Annotated in this window: 13 protein-coding genes; 7 read left to right on the top strand and 6 right to left on the bottom strand. The window is 57.8% G+C overall.

Annotated features, from left to right (window positions below; genetic code table 11):
- Positions 1–226: 226 nt before the first annotated feature.
- The 3 genes from CFBP5499_RS17035 to CFBP5499_RS17025 all read right to left on the bottom strand — a co-directional run bounded on the left by CFBP5499_RS17035 (position 227) and on the right by CFBP5499_RS17025 (position 4,130).
- Entirely contained in the window at positions 227–1,423 is a 1,197-nt protein-coding gene (locus CFBP5499_RS17035) for a polysaccharide biosynthesis/export family protein (protein ID WP_080829735.1), read from the bottom strand.
- A 456-nt stretch (positions 1,424–1,879) separates the two neighbouring features.
- Positions 1,880–2,947: an acyltransferase family protein gene (locus tag CFBP5499_RS17030; RefSeq protein ID WP_080829736.1), complete on the bottom strand. Its 1,068-nt coding sequence runs from the start codon at positions 2,945–2,947 to the stop codon at positions 1,880–1,882.
- 58 nt (positions 2,948–3,005) lie between these two features.
- Positions 3,006–4,130 carry a glycosyltransferase family 4 protein gene (locus tag CFBP5499_RS17025; protein WP_080829737.1) on the bottom strand — a complete coding sequence of 375 codons (1,125 nt, stop codon included), beginning with the start codon at positions 4,128–4,130 and terminating at the stop codon, positions 3,006–3,008.
- Positions 4,131–4,568: 438 nt separating this feature from the next.
- Between CFBP5499_RS17025 and CFBP5499_RS17015 the strand changes: the two genes are divergently transcribed.
- The 5 genes from CFBP5499_RS17015 to CFBP5499_RS16995 all read left to right on the top strand — a co-directional run bounded on the left by CFBP5499_RS17015 (position 4,569) and on the right by CFBP5499_RS16995 (position 9,976).
- Positions 4,569–6,095, top strand: a complete 1,527-nt coding sequence (locus CFBP5499_RS17015; RefSeq protein WP_080829738.1) for an ABC transporter substrate-binding protein — start codon at positions 4,569–4,571, stop codon at positions 6,093–6,095.
- A 263-nt stretch (positions 6,096–6,358) separates the two neighbouring features.
- Positions 6,359–7,300, top strand: a complete 942-nt coding sequence (locus CFBP5499_RS17010) for an ABC transporter permease (RefSeq protein ID WP_175416806.1) — start codon at positions 6,359–6,361, stop codon at positions 7,298–7,300.
- Positions 7,300–8,175 carry an ABC transporter permease gene (locus CFBP5499_RS17005; RefSeq protein WP_080829740.1) on the top strand — a complete coding sequence of 292 codons (876 nt, stop codon included), beginning with the start codon at positions 7,300–7,302 and terminating at the stop codon, positions 8,173–8,175. The genes CFBP5499_RS17010 and CFBP5499_RS17005 overlap by 1 nt, the downstream gene beginning before the upstream one ends.
- 1 nt (position 8,176) lies before the next feature.
- Positions 8,177–9,400 carry an amidohydrolase/deacetylase family metallohydrolase gene (locus tag CFBP5499_RS17000; protein ID WP_080829741.1) on the top strand — a complete coding sequence of 408 codons (1,224 nt, stop codon included), beginning with the start codon at positions 8,177–8,179 and terminating at the stop codon, positions 9,398–9,400.
- 81 nt (positions 9,401–9,481) lie between these two features.
- Positions 9,482–9,976 (top strand): RidA family protein, encoded by a 495-nt coding sequence (locus CFBP5499_RS16995; protein WP_080829742.1) that lies wholly within the window; start codon positions 9,482–9,484, stop codon positions 9,974–9,976.
- A 6-nt stretch (positions 9,977–9,982) separates the two neighbouring features.
- On the opposite strand, the gene CFBP5499_RS16990 is transcribed toward CFBP5499_RS16995, so the two are convergent.
- On the bottom strand, positions 9,983–10,819 hold the full coding sequence (locus tag CFBP5499_RS16990) for an IclR family transcriptional regulator (protein ID WP_065117648.1): 837 nt from the start codon (positions 10,817–10,819) through the stop codon (positions 9,983–9,985).
- Positions 10,820–10,907: 88 nt separating this feature from the next.
- Between CFBP5499_RS16990 and CFBP5499_RS16985 the strand changes: the two genes are divergently transcribed.
- Together CFBP5499_RS16985 and CFBP5499_RS16980 are read left to right on the top strand one after the other, a co-directional pair.
- Entirely contained in the window at positions 10,908–12,104 is a 1,197-nt protein-coding gene (locus CFBP5499_RS16985; protein WP_080829743.1) for an aminotransferase class V-fold PLP-dependent enzyme, read from the top strand.
- Between the two features lie 212 nt (positions 12,105–12,316).
- Positions 12,317–14,152, top strand: a complete 1,836-nt coding sequence (locus CFBP5499_RS16980; RefSeq protein WP_080830227.1) for an ABC transporter ATP-binding protein — start codon at positions 12,317–12,319, stop codon at positions 14,150–14,152.
- Here CFBP5499_RS16980 and CFBP5499_RS16975 read toward each other — a convergent pair.
- Together CFBP5499_RS16975 and CFBP5499_RS16970 are read right to left on the bottom strand one after the other, a co-directional pair.
- Positions 14,149–14,778 carry a glutathione S-transferase family protein gene (locus CFBP5499_RS16975; protein ID WP_080829744.1) on the bottom strand — a complete coding sequence of 210 codons (630 nt, stop codon included), beginning with the start codon at positions 14,776–14,778 and terminating at the stop codon, positions 14,149–14,151. The two genes, CFBP5499_RS16980 and CFBP5499_RS16975, sit on opposite strands and share 4 nt — an antisense overlap.
- 3 nt (positions 14,779–14,781) lie before the next feature.
- Positions 14,782–15,147 (bottom strand): ArsR/SmtB family transcription factor, encoded by a 366-nt coding sequence (locus CFBP5499_RS16970; RefSeq protein WP_035220809.1) that lies wholly within the window; start codon positions 15,145–15,147, stop codon positions 14,782–14,784.
- Between the last annotated feature and the right edge of the window lie 209 nt (positions 15,148–15,356).

Genomic DNA, 15,356 nt, shown 5'->3' with positions numbered 1-15,356 from the left:
CCACAAGACACCCAATGCGCTGTGAAATCACCTTAAACTTTTGTAATGGCGGCGACAATGCCCACAGCTGCATCGCCTTGCCACGCAGGGGCTGGAGCACTTTCGGGCAAGTCACCCGGTCCGAAGCCCCATGCCCGGTCATCGCCATGTTCGCCGCCGGGGCCGGCCAACGAAAAAAGCCGCCTCGTTTCCGGGCGGCTTTGATGGGGCGGCGGGATGACGAGCGTCAGAAGGCCCGGATGGCGTTGCGTGTCGTAAGCACATCCTCTGCAACATTGCCCGTGGTTGCCGGAACGGAGCCGACGAGATCCAGGAACTTGTAAAGTTCTGTCGCCTGCGAATTGGTGACGTAGATGATGTCGCGATCCTGCATCGGGAACTTCGTGGTGGCAAAGAAGGTCGACGGATCGCGCAGGTTGGCGCGGAAGATGACCGGAATCTCCTGCCCGGGGAATTTCGACGTATCGATGCCGAGCTTCACGAGAAGATCGCGCCTCACGGTACGATAAATATAGACCTGCGCGGGGTCCGCACGGGAATCGAGCAGGCCGCCGGCTTTGCCGAGCGCATCCGAAAGCTTCAGACTGGCGTCCTCGAACTCGAAACGTCCGTTCAGGCCGGAAGCGCCGAAGGCGAGATAGGTGCGGCGCTCACGCTCCACCATGATTGTGTCACCCGGAACCACATAGATGTTTTCCGATGGCGTGCTGACGAGGTGGTTGTAGTTGATGCGGGCGGTCTTGCCGCGGCGGATCAGCGTGACGTAGGATTCGATATTCGGCGCACTCAGGCCCTTTGCATAGGAGATGACGTCGAGAACACGATCGCCCGCTTCCGAAAGCTGAACCTTTGTCGGCTCCTTGACGTCGCCCAGCACGGAGGCCTGTGCGGAGCGGCTGGAAATCTTGGTGATGAGAACCTGCGGTTCGATGGCGCGGTTGGCGAGCCGTTCCTCGATTTCACTCTGCACATCCTCGACATTGCGGCCGGTGGCGCGGATCTTGCCGGCATAGGGAACGCTGATATTCCCCTCACGGTCCACCGTCTGGTTCGGCAGGCTGATGAAATTGCCGGGACGGCTGCCGGCGTCATTTGGAATGAACAGGCCACCCGCCTGGCTTTCGAAGATCGCAACCTGCACCACGTCGCCGACACCCATCGGCAGCGCCGGCACGCCACCCTTGCCGCCGCCGAAGCTGCCGAGCAGGGTGGTGTTGGTGGTGTCTCCGACGTAGTTGAGAACGGCGCTGTTGACATCGATCAGGGCGTAATCGACGCCTGCGGTCTTGTGTTTGTCCTTGGACGCAAATTTTACGGAAGCGTTGGATTCGATCGTCGCCGCATCAGGGCCGGAGGCCGCAGTGACCGTGCAACCCGAAAGTGCTGCAGAGGCAAGCAGAATCGAAACATTCAATAAACGCATTTGGTCCTCAAAATGAATTCCGTCCGAAAAAGTGGAAATAATCCGGACACCGTATAATTTTTTAAAAACAAGCACTTCTTACATGATGCCGGTAAAGGAAATCCAAACCGGTATTACATCCCTTCAGCGGAATCGCATTCCGAGATGTTTACATCTCCCAATCAAGCCTATGCCTAATTTAAAGCGATGCTTCAAGTTCTTCATCTCTCAATCGCACCAGAAAAATCCGGAACAGGTGCGATATTTGAATTCCCTGATGGTGTCAGTATTGTCGCTCTTCAATATTCAATTTTCGTCATAATCTCTTTGATTGCTGCATTGCGCTAGTGCAGTTTTGTCACGCTTGCACGGTTTCTTTTTCAGCTGACTTCAGTGGTGCCTAATCAATTGTTCTATATATTTTTTTTACGGTGTCAGGAATAGGTGCTTCTGAAACAAGGAGCTTCAGGATGACGTTTAGTCATTTTTTAGTTCCGGAATGGCGAATGTTGCGTCTGCGTTAATCGGTTTCTCCGGCTGCTCTGAAGCAACATCGCGTCGGCGATGCGCCGAGGCAGGCAGGGCCACCCATTCATATATCCCGAAACGTATAGCGGCCATTTGAACAATGGTGGGCAGGGCAATGCCAATGATCGTCGTGATCGCCAACAGGCTAGCCATGTCTGTTACGTGGAGCAACTTTACCGCGATAGCCCGGCCAAAGCCGATTGCGATGATATGCATTACATAAACGCCGACGGACAGCTGGCCCAGTGTCTTGAGCATTAGCGAAATCGCGTTCTCGCGAATAACCAATCCTTGTGAAATTGCGATAACCAAGAATATGCCAAGGATCGCGGATAAAAAAGGAAGCCGTTCGGGGATTTCAATTTGCCACGAGAAACAGGTGGAAATCGCAAAGGCGGTCAAAAGCGCCAGAAACGAGCGCGTCGTGTATCGCCACTGCTGAAAGCCATATTGCTTGGCAACAATGCCAAGCGTGAAATAGATGAAGCCGTAGGCGATGTCCCACTGGACCGGCTGGCTGTGCAGATAAATGAAGATGAAGAGGACAAGCGCGACTACCATGCGGACAAGGGCGGGTACCCTTGCGAACAGATAGGATGCGAGTTGGCAGAAAAAGAGTGCGTAGAGAAACCAGAAGGGGCTAATCGGACTCCATAGAATTTCCAGCACTCTAGTGAAATCAATAGTCGTGTTTGTGAGACCCAAATGCCCCATTATCACCATTAGGCTACCATGCAGGACCGACCAAAATAGATAGGGATACGCGATATTTTTTCCGAGCTTGGCGAAGAAATCCTTAGGTGCGGTATTTTGTCCGGCGAAGAATAATCCCGACACGAAGAAAAAAAACGGCATATGGAAGGTGTAAATTGCATAGTCGGCAAAGCCGATGAGGCTGAAGTGCGGGGGCGCGCCAGAACCATTTAGGCCTCTTTCCGCGTGGCCGAAAACAACAAGGACAATACACAGGCCTTTGGCAATATCATAACTGTTGTCGCGCGGTGTTCTAGGTCCCATGTGAGCCCTCAACAGGAGTTGTTATTGAGGACAGATGCAGACTGAGGGCGCTGCGTCATCACGCCCGCTCAGCCAGTGCGAAATTCACGGTATCTGCGAATTCCCTGAGGAAGCGCTCGCGCGAGAAGCGGGCGGCATTGTCGATGCAGGCGCTCTTGTCGAAACTGTCGGAATTCTCGACGAATTCCTGAACCGCTGCACAGATTGCCTCCGGTGTCTGCTCGCCGAAATAAAGGCCGGTCGGCTGGTTTGAGGCGCCGAGCGGAACGACGGTTTCCAGCACGCCGCCCTTGCCATAGGCGATGACCGGCGTGCCGAGCGCCTGGGATTCGACCGGCACGATGCCGAAATCGTCTTCCGCGGCAAAAACGAAAGCCTTGGCTTCCGCCATGTATTTGTGAAGCTCCTCATTGCCGACAAAGCCGAGGATTTCGACATTCGGCGCAGCGATTTCGCGGATGCGTTTCATGTCCGGACCGTCGCCGATGACGACAAGCCGCTTGTCGGGCATCTTCGCAAAGGCCTCCACGATCAGGTGCACCTTCTTGTAAGGCACCAGCCGTGAAGCGGTGACGAAATAATCGCCTTTCCAGTCGGAAGGGGAAAGATGCGCGGTATCGACAGGCGGATAGATCACCGTAGAATCGCGCCCATAACATTTGCGCACGCGGCTGCGGATGAATTTGGAATTCACCGTCATCAGATCGACGCCATGGGTGGTGCGGATATCCCACATGCGGATGTAGTGGAGAATGGCGCGCGCGATCCACGAGGCGAAGCCGCGATTGAGCCGGGTTTCCTTGAGATATTGATGCTGGAGATCCCAGGCATAACGAATGGGGCTGTGGATATAGGAGACGTGAAACTGGCCCGGACCGGTGATGACGCCCTTGGCGACCGCATAGCTGGATGAGATGACGAGATCATAGCCGCTGAGATCGAACTGCTCGATGGCGAGCGGCATCAGCGGCAAATAGGAGCGATATTTTTTCCTGGCGAAGGGCAGCTTCTGGATGAAGGAGGTGTTGACCGGACGCCCGCCGAGAAAGCCCCGGTCGCGCTCGCTCATGAAATCGACGAGGCAATAAAGGTCCGCGTGAGGATAAATCTCGAGAAGGTTGTGAAGCACTTTTTCGGCCCCACCTCTGTCGGTGAGCCAGTCATGCACAATTGCCGTCTTCATAATTTCCTCAATAATTTCAACGTAATAAAAAAGTATTGTCTGCTTTTGAATAAGCTCGGCGGTATTGAATATCAGGTCTGTCTGCAGCCCTTAAAAACACGGCTGCGGGAAGGTGAATAAGGTAACGATAAATAAGAATGGGCAGTTGTGTCTGTCCCAGTCCAATCTTTAATAGCACTTTGTTCGCAAGTGCGAAACATCCAACCTGCGTAATTCTCCGCTGCCGTTTCCCTTCGAACGCGCCCAGCAATGTCAGCGGTGCCGTTTCGCTTCTTTTCGTTTCCCTGAAAAATCCTGTTTCCAGTTCGCCGATACCGGAAATCCGTCATTGCGCCGCATGGTCATTGACAAGGCGTCTTATCGAGATATTCTGTTATAAAGATGCATATAACATAATAATGGAACATCGAGTTAGAACGAAGAGCTGGGAGCTTGACCATGAGACGTAAACTTGCATTTCTCGCCACCGCCGCACTGTTGCTGGCGCCGGGTGTGATGATGGCTGCGGAAAAGGGTGGCGTCATCAACGTCGCGACGATCGGCGAGCCGCCGACACTCGATCCCATGGCCTCGACCGCCGATCTGGTCGGCATCGTCACGCAGCATATTTTTGAGACTCTCTACACCTTCGACAAGGGCTGGAAGGTGACGCCGCTTCTCGCTGAAAGCCTGCCTGAGATCAGTGCGGACGGAAAAACCTACACGATCAAGCTGCGCCAGGGTATCAAGTTCCATGACGGCAGCGACATGACCTCGGAAGATGTCGTCGCCTCGCTCGGCCGCTGGATGAAGATCGCCTCGCGCGGCAAGCAGGCCGCCGGTTTCATCGACAATATTTCCGCGCCCGATGCCGGAATGGTGACGATCACCCTCAAGCAGGCCTATGCGCCGCTGACCTCGCTTCTGGCTTTCAACAACTCCGCCGCCATCATTCTGCCGGCTGAAAAGCAGGCCGAGCCGATGGCCGAGTTTGTCGGCACCGGACCCTATATGCTGAAGGAACGCAAGGCGGATCAATATATCCAGCTCGTGCGTTTCGACGGCTACAAGTCCCGTGATGGCGAAAGCGATGGTTATGGTGGTGCACGCCATCAATATCTCGATGAAATCCGCTTCGTTCCGGTGCCTGATCCGAATACCCGCGTGGAAGCCGCTGTTTCCGGCCAATATGACTATGTCGATTCCATCCCGGTGGAATCCTTCGACAAGGTGAAGTCCTCGTCGGCCTCGCAGCCGATGATGCTAAAACCATTCGGTTTCCCGGTCTTCGTGTTCAACACCAAGGAGGGGCTTGCTTCCAAGCTCGAGGTCCGCAAGGCCGTAACCGAAGCGCTGAACATGGAAGACATGCTCGCAGCCGCTTTCGGCAGCACGGATTTCTACGCGCTGGACGGTGCCTATTACCCCGACAATTTCTCCTGGCACACGGAAGAGGGTGTCGAGGGCAATTATAATGTCGGCAACCCGGAGGCCGCCGCCGAAAAGCTGAAGGCAGCCGGTTATAATGGCGAGCCGTTGCGCATCCTCACCAGCCGCCAATATGAGTTCCATTACAAGATGGCGCAGGTGGCGGCGGAATATCTGAAGCTTGCCGGTTTCAAGGTGGATATGCAGGTGGTGGACTGGGCGACGCTGACGCAGCGCCGCGCCGATCCGAAGCTTTGGGACATCTATATCAGCCACAGCCCCTTCCTGCCGGAACCGGCGCTGATGGGCGCGCTGTCCACCAGCTCGCCGGGCTGGTGGGATACGCCGGCACGCAAGGCGGCAGTAGACGCCTTCACGTCGGAAGCCGATCCGGAAAAGCGCCTCGCGCTTTGGGCCAACGTGCAGAAGACGATCTATGCCGAGCTGCCGCTCATCAAGATCGGCGACTTCAATGCCGCAGCGGCCAAGTCCAACAAGCTTGATGGTGTCGACCCGGCTCCGTGGCCGTATTTCTGGAACGCTTCGGTTACGAAATAGGATCAGCTTGGTCTCGGGGTGCTGGGTGCTATAGCCGCACCCGTCATCCCGGCCTTGAGCCGGGATCCAGCGCGATCAAGTCCTTGATCACAAGGGACTCTTTCACCACGCGGACGCGTGGTGGCTGGATGCCGGATCAAGTCCGGCATGACGGAAGTAAGCGTTTTTCCCGATCCTGAGCGCCGGAATTGCCGGCACCCATCTTTAACTCAGTTCAACCGTCGCCTGGTCGCGGCCTATCACACGCTTCGGAGCCTTGATACGTGATACGGTATATTTTCCAAAGACTTGCAGGAATGATCGTGGTGATGTTCCTCGTCGTCACCATCGTTTTCGTCATCCTGCGCGTCACCCCCGGTGATCCGGCCGCCGTGATGCTGGGGCCGGATGCTTCGGCGCAGGATATTGCCGAGCTGCGCACCCGCCTCGGTCTCGATCAATCACTCGGCGTGCAATATGTCTATTATATCGGCCAGTTGCTGAAGGGCGATCTCGGCCAGTCGATCTTTCTCAACATGCCGGTTGGATCGGCGCTGCTGGACCGGGCGGAACCAACCTTTTTCCTGACGATCTTTTCGCTGCTGATTGCCAGCGTCATCGCACTGCCCATCGGCATCTATGCCGCTTACCGGCGCGGTTCCTTCGTGGACCAAGCCGCGACCACCATTGCGATGCTGGCGGCGAGCATTCCGAGCTTCTGGCTCGGCCTCATCCTCATGCAGTTCTTCGCCGTCCGGCTCGATCTGTTTCCGGTGTCGGGATATGGCGGTCCGGGCGCAAGCTTCCTTGAGCGCATGTATCACCTGACGTTGCCGGCGATTGCGCTCGGCCTCGTTTCCTCAGCGCTCATTCTACGCTTCACCCGCGCCTCGATGCTGGATGTTCTCGGTGACGATTATGTCCGCACCGCCAGAGCCAAGGGCGTTAGGGAGCACCGGGTGGTGATGAAACATGCGCTGAAGAATGCGCTCATTCCCATTCTCACCGTGCTTGGCCTCACCGCCGCAGTGCTGATTTCCGGCGCTGTCGTCACGGAAACCGTCTTCGGCCTGCCGGGTGTCGGCAATCTTGTCGTGTCGGCCGTGCTCCGGCGTGATTATCCGGTCATTCAGGGCGCGCTTCTCGTCATCGCCGGGCTTTACGTGCTCATCAATTTTGCAATCGACATGCTCTATTTGCTGGTCGATCCGAGGGTTCGTTACTGATGGCCAATATTGTTTCCACCACCCCGCCGGCGCGCAACCCGACCATCCTGTTCATTCGGCGTCTCCTGAAACGCAAGACAGTCGCTGCCGGTCTCATCGTGCTTTTCATCTTCGTGCTGCTGGCGGTTTTCGCGCCGATGATTGCGCCTTATTCGCCGTCGAAACTGTCGATCGTGAACCGGCTGAAGCCGCCGAGCGAATTGTACTGGTTCGGCACCGACGAATTTGGCCGCGATGTGTTTTCCCGCACCATCTATGCCGGAAGACTGTCGCTTCTGGTTGGCGCGGCCGTTGTTTTTCTCTCGTCGGTCATCGGCATCACGCTCGGCCTGCTTGCCGGCTTCTTCCAGAAGCTGGATACGCCGATTGCGCGCCTGATCGATGCGATGATGGCATTTCCGGATATTCTGCTGGCCATTGCGCTGGTCGCGGCACTCGGCCCGTCGCTGACGACTGTCATCATCGCGCTTGCAGTCGTTTATTCGCCGCGCCTTGCCCGCATCGTGCGCGCCTCGACACTGGTGATCCGTGAGTTGCCCTATGTGGAGGCGGCGAAGGCGCTTGGCATTTCCACCTTCCACATCATGACGCGGCATGTGCTGCGCAATCTGGTCTCGCCCATCCTCGTGCAATGCACCTTCCTTTTCGCCAGCGCCATGCTGGCCGAGGCGGGGCTTTCGTTTCTGGGGCTCGGTGTCAGCCCCGAAATACCCACCTGGGGAACCATGATCTCGGCAGGCCGCCAATATATCGGCCAGGCTGACTGGATGACCTATTTCCCCGGCTTTGCCATCATTCTTTCCGTGCTGTCGCTGCAAATGGTCGGCGACGGGCTGCGGGACATGCTCGATCCAAGACTGCGAAGGGATTTGTAATATGTCGTCCGGCGAACAGGCAAAAACGCCTTTTCAAGCTCCCATTCTTCTCACCAATGTCAAACCCGTCGGTTTCGGAAAGGGTGCGTCACATGCCCCGACCGATATTCTGATCGGCGGCGACGGCAAGATCGCAGCCGTTGGCTCTGCCCTGCAGGCGCCTGCGGATGCGCAGCGTATCGATGCCAAGGGCGCCTTCATTTCGCCCGGCTGGGTCGATTTGCATGTGCATATCTGGCATGGCGGCACCGATATCTCCATTCGTCCCTCCGAATGCGGCGCGGAGCGTGGCGTGACCACGTTGGTGGATGCCGGTTCGGCTGGCGAGGCGAATTTCCATGGTTTCCGCGAATATATCATCGAACCTTCGAGAGAGCGCATCAAGGCCTTCCTCAATCTCGGTTCCATCGGCCTTGTCGCCTGCAACCGGGTGCCGGAACTGCGCGACATCAAGGATATCGACCTCGATCGTATCCTCGAATGTTACGCCGAAAACAGCGAGCATATTGTCGGCCTGAAGGTGCGGGCGAGCCATGTCATCACCGGCTCCTGGGGTGTAACGCCGGTCAAGCTCGGCAAGAAGATCGCCAAGATCCTGAAAGTGCCGATGATGGTGCATGTGGGCGAACCGCCGGCACTCTATGACGAGGTGCTGGAAATCCTCGGCCCCGGTGATGTCGTGACCCATTGCTTCAACGGCAAGTCGGGCTCCAGCATCATGGAAGACGAGGACCTGTTCAACCTTGCCGAACGCTGCGCCGGTGAAGGCATCCGGCTGGATATCGGCCATGGCGGCGCCTCCTTCTCCTTCAAGGTGGCGGAAGCGGCGATTGCACGCGGCCTGTTGCCCTTCTCGATCTCGACGGATTTGCATGGCCATTCGATGAATTTCCCGGTCTGGGATCTGGCGACGACCATGTCGAAGCTCCTGTCGGTTGATATGCCCTTCGAAAATGTCGTCGAGGCCGTTACCCGCAATCCGGCCTCCGTCATCCGCCTCGATATGGAAAACCGTCTCGATGTTGGCCAGCGCGCCGACTTCACCATTTTCGATCTCGTGGATTCCGATCTGGAAGCGACCGATTCAAATGGCGATGTGGCGCGCCTGACGCGTCTGTTCGAGCCGCGTTACGCGGTCATCGGTGCCGAGGCGATTGCCGCCAGCCGTTATATTCCAAGGGCGCGCAAGCTGGTGCGCCACAGCCATGGTTATTCCTGGCGCTGAACCCGAATGGAATGGCGGGGCATACCCTCCGCCTTCCGCAGACATTACGGGATACCCGTCCCGGCATTATGAGGAATTCGCGTGAAACAGTCTTCGCTTGATGCAGAAGGGCACCTTTCGCCCTATGACCGGCTCGCTGCGCTCGGCATCTCCCTGCCGCCGCCGCCGCCGCCAATTGCCAATTTCGTCACCCATGTGGTGGAAGGCAACATGCTTTATCTCTCGGGCCAGGGGCCGCGGGAAGAAAACGGCCGTCTCTATGCCGGCAAGGTGGGCGCGGAAATCGGGCTGGAAGAGGCCTATAATCATGCGCGTCTCACCGGCATCAATCTGCTTGCCGTCATGCATGAAGCGCTGGGTGATCTGTCGCGTGTGAAAAAAGTCGTCAAGCTGCTCGGCATGGTCAATGCCGTCAGCGATTTCCGCGATCATCCGAGCGTTATCAATGGCTGCTCCGATCTCTTCATCGATGTGTTCGGCGATGCGGGGCAACATGCCCGCTCCGCCGTGGGTTTCGGCTCATTGCCGGGCAACATCACCGTTGAGATCGAAGCGATCGTCGCGCTCAAAGGTTGAGGCTATTCAGTGGTTGCGCCAGCCCATCAGCTTTTCGATCCGTTCCGCCGAGACCCTGACCTGTTCGGTGTAATGGTTTTCGTCCGCCAGCACCTTCTGTTCCGGCAGCACGATGGAAATCGTCGCAACGCATTCGCCCCTGTTATCGCAGATCGGCGAGGCGATGCAGGCGACGGCGTAATCGGATTCGGCGACCTGTATCGACAGCCGGTCATGGAAAGCGGCGCCTGCCGATTGCGACAGGGTCTCCGGGTTGATTTCCGCGCGGCCGGTGGGCGAGGTGCGGGCGCAGCGCTTGAACAGTTCGACACGCTCCGCCTCCGGCAAATGACCGACGAGCAGGCGGCCCGACGCCGTCCAGTTCAGGGGAACGCGGGTGCCGACGCGCGATGCGACCTGAAAATGGCTCGGACCATCGGCCATGGCAAGCACCAGCATATGGTCGCCATCGCGGCCGCAAAGCTGCACGGTCTCGCCCGCATGGCGGCACAGATCGTGCATTTCGTGGGTGGCGACACCCATGAAATCCAGCGAGCGGGCATAAGCAAGGCCATAATGGTAAAGCCGCGCGCCGAGCCAGATGTTGCCATCGGCGTTGCGCGCCAGCATGTTCTTTTCGACGAGATCGTCAATGATCACATAGACGGTGGAAAGCGGCGCCTTAATCGCCTTGGCAATCGCGTAAGCGCCGGCTGGCGATCCGGTTTCGTAAAGGTAATCAATAACCTGAAGCGCACGGTCGATGCCGCTGACGCGCGAGCGCTTGGCCGTCTTCGCGTCCGGATTTTCCTCCGTGGGAGACACGGCGGTTGAAGGCATTTCGTCCAGTCTATGGGCGTCCAATTTTGGCTCCTCATCGGTTTTGAGAAGCTATTACATTATTATGGCATATATGTCGATGCCTATCGCATCGCAAAGACAGGAGAAAGACATGACCGAGGATATCAGAAGCAGGATCGGCCTTCGCCCGGTCATCAACGTCTCGGGCACCATGACCTCGCTCGGCGCGTCGATTGTCGTTCCCGAGGCCGTGCAGGCCATGGCGGCCATCCTGCCGCAATTCGTCGAGATCAATGATCTGCAACGCAAGGCAAGCGCGATCATCGCGAGGCTGACGGGCGGCGAGGCTGGTTTCGTCACGGCGTCCTGTTCCTCCGGCATCAGCCTTGCGGTGGCGGGCGCCATTACCGGCAATAATCTGCTGGCCATCGAAAAGCTGCCCGATGTCGCGCCTGAGAAGAACGAAGTTCTGGTGCAAATGGGGCATGTGGTGAGCTATGGCGCGCCGGTGGATCAGGCAATCCGCCTCGGCGGCGGCAAGGTGGTGCTGGTCGGCCAGGCGACATCGACCCATCGTTTCCACATGGAAAACGCCATTACCGAAAAGACGGCTGCGGCGGTTTATGTCGTCTCGCACCATGTGGTGAATTACGGTCTGCTGCACCTTTCCGAATTCGTCGAGATTGCCCACGCCAAGGGCGTGCCTGTTATCGTCGATGCGGCGTCCGAATATGACCTGGAGCTGTTTCTGGCGACGGGCGCGGATGTTGTCCTCTATTCCGGCCACAAGTTCCTTGGCGGTCCCACTTCCGGCATCGTCGCCGGCAAAAAGGAACTGGTGCGCAATGCTTTCCTCCAGAATATGGGCATCGGCCGCGGCATGAAGGTCGGCAAGGAAAGCATTTACGGCGTCATGGCGGCGCTGGAAACCTGGGAAAAGCGTGACCATGACGGCATTCGCGAGCGCGAAACCGGCTATCTCAACCTCTGGAAAAAGACGCTGGACGGACGCCCCGGCGTGACGGCGCTGATCGAGCCCGATCCGACCAACAATCCGCTCGACCGGCTGCGCGTCATCATCGATGCCGAAGAAGCGCATATCACGGCATGGGACCTGACGACGGCGCTGGCCAGAGGCAATCCGCCGATCATTGCCCGCGATCACGAGGTTGAACACCGTTATTTCTATCTCGACCCCTGCAACCTGCATCCCGGCCAGGAAACCATCGTGGCTTCCCGCCTGGCGGAAGAACTGGATAAGGCGCGCGCCTCCAACGAGGTGATCGCTACACCGTTCGAAGACCGCAGCCGCCACCGCTTCGACGGCATGCTGCGCTGGCCGGACTAATAACGACTGCATATGGAACGAGCGGGTGCCGCGAGCTTCTTCTCCCCGCCGGGGAGAAGGTCGCGGCAGCGGGATGAGGGGGCAAGGGTGCTGTCAATCGCTGACGTTGCCCCCTCATCCGACCCTTCGGGCCACCTTCTCCCCGGCGGGGAGAAGAAACAAGCCGCCACGCCGTGCCTGAGTTCAAACGAGAAGAAAAGAAGGGAACGATCATGACCATGCCGCAGGCAGTACCGCTTAGTGTAGAAGATGCCGTGCTTTCCGTCCGCAATCTCACCACGTCCTTTCACGTGGATGGCGGCTGGAAACCCGTGGTGCGTGATATTTCCTTTGATGTCGGGCCGGGCGAGACGGTTGCGATCGTCGGTGAAAGCGGGTCGGGCAAAAGCGTGACATCGCTTTCCATCATGCGACTGCTGGATCGGGAAAGCAGCAGGGTTCAGGGTGAAATCCTGCTCGGCGGTCGCAACCTGCTCTCGCTTTCCGAGGACGCCATGCGGCGGGTGCGGGGCAATGAGGTGGCGATGATCTTTCAGGAGCCGATGACCAGCCTCAATCCGCTGTTCACCATCGGCGACCAGATTTCCGAAGCCCTGCTGTGCCATCAGCCGATGTCGAAAGTGGATGCGCGGGCCGAGACGATCCGCCTGCTGGAAAAGGTCCGCATCCCCTCCGCCGCCTCGCGTTTCGATGAATATCCGCACCGCTTTTCCGGCGGCATGCGTCAGCGCGTGATGATTGCCATGGCGCTCGCTTCCCGGCCGACGCTCCTGATCGCCGACGAGCCGACGACGGCGCTCGATGTGACCATTCAGGGCCAGATTCTCGACCTCATCAAGACGCTTCAGGAAGAGGAGGGCACCTCCGTCCTGTTCATCACCCACGATATGGGCGTGGTGGCTGAGATCGCCGACCGTACCGTCGTCATGTATCGTGGCGAGCAGGTGGAAGTGGGCGCGACGGCAGATATCTTCCATCGCGGCAAACATCCCTATACCCGGGCGCTTCTGTCCGCCGTTCCGGTTCTGGGGTCGATGAAGGGCGAGGAAAGGCCACTCCGGTTTCCCATCGTCAACACCACCACGGGGGAAACGCAGGAACCGGCACGCCCGGCCGATACCGTTGATGTCAGCGCCCAGCCGGTGCTGAAGGTGGAGGGTCTGACCAAGCGTTTCGACATTCACTCCGGCCTGCTGGGACGGCTCAGCGGCCGCGTCCACGCGGTGGAGAATGTGTCCTTCGATCTGAGGGCCGGGGAGACTCTATCGCTGGTGGGCGAGAGCGGCTGCGGCAAGTCGACCACCGGTCGTGCCATCATGCGGCTGATCGAGCCGGATGCCGGTTCGGTGGTGGTGAACGGCGAGAATATTCTCGCCCTCGACAAGATGGGCATGCGCGAAATGCGCAAGACGGTGCAGATGATCTTTCAGGACCCTTTCGCCTCGCTCAACCCGCGCATGACAGTGGGTGCGGCGCTTGCCGAGCCGTTTCTGGAGCATCGCATGGGCAGCGCCCGCGAGGCGAAGGAGGTAGTGGCCGACATGCTGGAAAAGGTCGGTCTCTCGCCGGATATGGCGGCGCGTTACCCGCACGAGTTTTCCGGTGGCCAACGCCAGCGCATCTGCATTGCCCGCGCGCTGGCGCTGCAGCCGAAGGTCATCGTCGCCGATGAAAGCGTCTCGGCGCTGGATGTCTCGATCAAGGCGCAGGTCATCAACCTGATGCTGGATCTGCAGCAAAGTCTCGATCTTGCCTTCCTGTTCATATCCCATGACATGGCTGTGGTGGAACGCGTCAGCCACCGGGTGGCGGTGATGTATCTCGGTGAGATCGTCGAAATCGGCCCGCGTGCTGCCGTTTTCGACAATCCGCAGCACGACTATACCCGCAAGCTGATGGCCGCCGTGCCGGTGCCGGACCCGGACCGCCGCAACACAAGGCGCGGTGCGGCGAATGACGAGCTGAAAAGCCCGATCCGAGCGGTCGATTATGTCGTGAAGCCGCGTGAGTATCGCGAAGTCTCGCCCGGCCATCTCGTCGCCTGTTAAAGTCCCGGCACATCCGACGTTGCGAAGGGGACGCGATAACCGCGCTTAAAACTTTCCCGCTGTCCAAGCTGGCGATACCACCGCTGTACCGCCGGAAAATCATCGAGATTGATTTTGTGGCGCGCGAAACGCGAGACCCATGGCCAGATGGCGATATCGGCGATGGAAAAATCTCCAGCCACATATTCCCGCCCCGTTAAACGGTCGTTCAATGTCCGGTAGAGGCGCTCCACATCCGCGGTAAAACGCGTCTCGGCAAAGGGGGCCTCTCTGGCATGATAGGTCAGGAAATAATGGGCATAACCGAGTGTCGGGCCGAAATTGGCGGCCTGCCACATCAGCCATTCGGTGACTGTCAGTCGCTCGGCGCTAGAGGCGGGCAGGAGCCGGCCGGCCTTTTCGGCGAGATAGAGGAGGATCGCGTTTGATTCCGTCAGGACGGTGCCGTTGTCATTGTCGACGATTGCCGGAATTTTCGAGCCGGGATTGATGCGGATATAATCGGCCGCGAACTGCTCGCCTTTTTCGATGTCGATGGCGTGGCTGCGATAGGGCAGGCCGAGTTCTTCCAGCGCAATCGAGATTTTGAGGCCGTTGGGCGTGATCCAGGTGTAGAGGTCGATCATAGGCTAGTCGAACATCGCTTCATCGAGCGGCAAAGCGCGCCTGCCTTTCTTGCCCGTCACATCGGAAAGGTCGGTGTAAAGACCACGCAGGGTCAGAACCAGCTCGATAATGCGCGGGTCGGTGACGCGATAGATCACCGCCTTGCCTTCACGCGAACCTTCGATCACACCGGCGTCGCGCAGTTCGGCTAGCTGCTGGGAAAGTGTGGGCTGTTGAATGCCGAGTTCGTATTCAAGTGCTGAAACGGACGCTTCCGTTTCCATGAGGTAACAGACAATGGCCAGACGGTTGGCGTTGGCGACAAGCTTCAAAAGTTCGCTTGCTTCCACCACACTGCGGCAGATGAGATTGGAAACCGGTTTCGTCACAACTAAAGGCCCATGTTTCAGACTATAAAAAAGTAAAATGTATAACGATAAATTTCAATGGTTTGATGGCGCGAACTTTCTGGCGGTTTCAGAATTTTTAAAATCTACCGGATTGATAGATTTCTCTTTCGCTTTCCGAAAGAGGATCGCCAAAACGTTCCTCGAAAACACTCTATAAAAAAGTAGATTGATTGCGAAATGAGGTGTCG

The organism is Agrobacterium tumefaciens (assembly GCF_005221325.1).
GTDB lineage: Bacteria > Pseudomonadota > Alphaproteobacteria > Rhizobiales > Rhizobiaceae > Agrobacterium.
This window is presented reverse-complemented; position numbering and strand designations above follow the sequence as displayed.

Coding starts and splice junctions, on each gene's coding strand:
- CFBP5499_RS17035 (WP_080829735.1), bottom strand. CDS start 1,423: ATGCGTTTATTGAATGTTTCGATTCTGCTTGCCTCTGCAGCACTTTCG.
- CFBP5499_RS17030 (WP_080829736.1), bottom strand. CDS start 2,947: ATGGGACCTAGAACACCGCGCGACAACAGTTATGATATTGCCAAAGGC.
- CFBP5499_RS17025 (WP_080829737.1), bottom strand. CDS start 4,130: ATGAAGACGGCAATTGTGCATGACTGGCTCACCGACAGAGGTGGGGCC.
- CFBP5499_RS17015 (WP_080829738.1), top strand. CDS start 4,569: ATGAGACGTAAACTTGCATTTCTCGCCACCGCCGCACTGTTGCTGGCG.
- CFBP5499_RS17005 (WP_080829740.1), top strand. CDS start 7,300: ATGGCCAATATTGTTTCCACCACCCCGCCGGCGCGCAACCCGACCATC.
- CFBP5499_RS17000 (WP_080829741.1), top strand. CDS start 8,177: ATGTCGTCCGGCGAACAGGCAAAAACGCCTTTTCAAGCTCCCATTCTT.
- CFBP5499_RS16985 (WP_080829743.1), top strand. CDS start 10,908: ATGACCGAGGATATCAGAAGCAGGATCGGCCTTCGCCCGGTCATCAAC.
- CFBP5499_RS16980 (WP_080830227.1), top strand. CDS start 12,317: ATGACCATGCCGCAGGCAGTACCGCTTAGTGTAGAAGATGCCGTGCTT.
- CFBP5499_RS16975 (WP_080829744.1), bottom strand. CDS start 14,778: ATGATCGACCTCTACACCTGGATCACGCCCAACGGCCTCAAAATCTCG.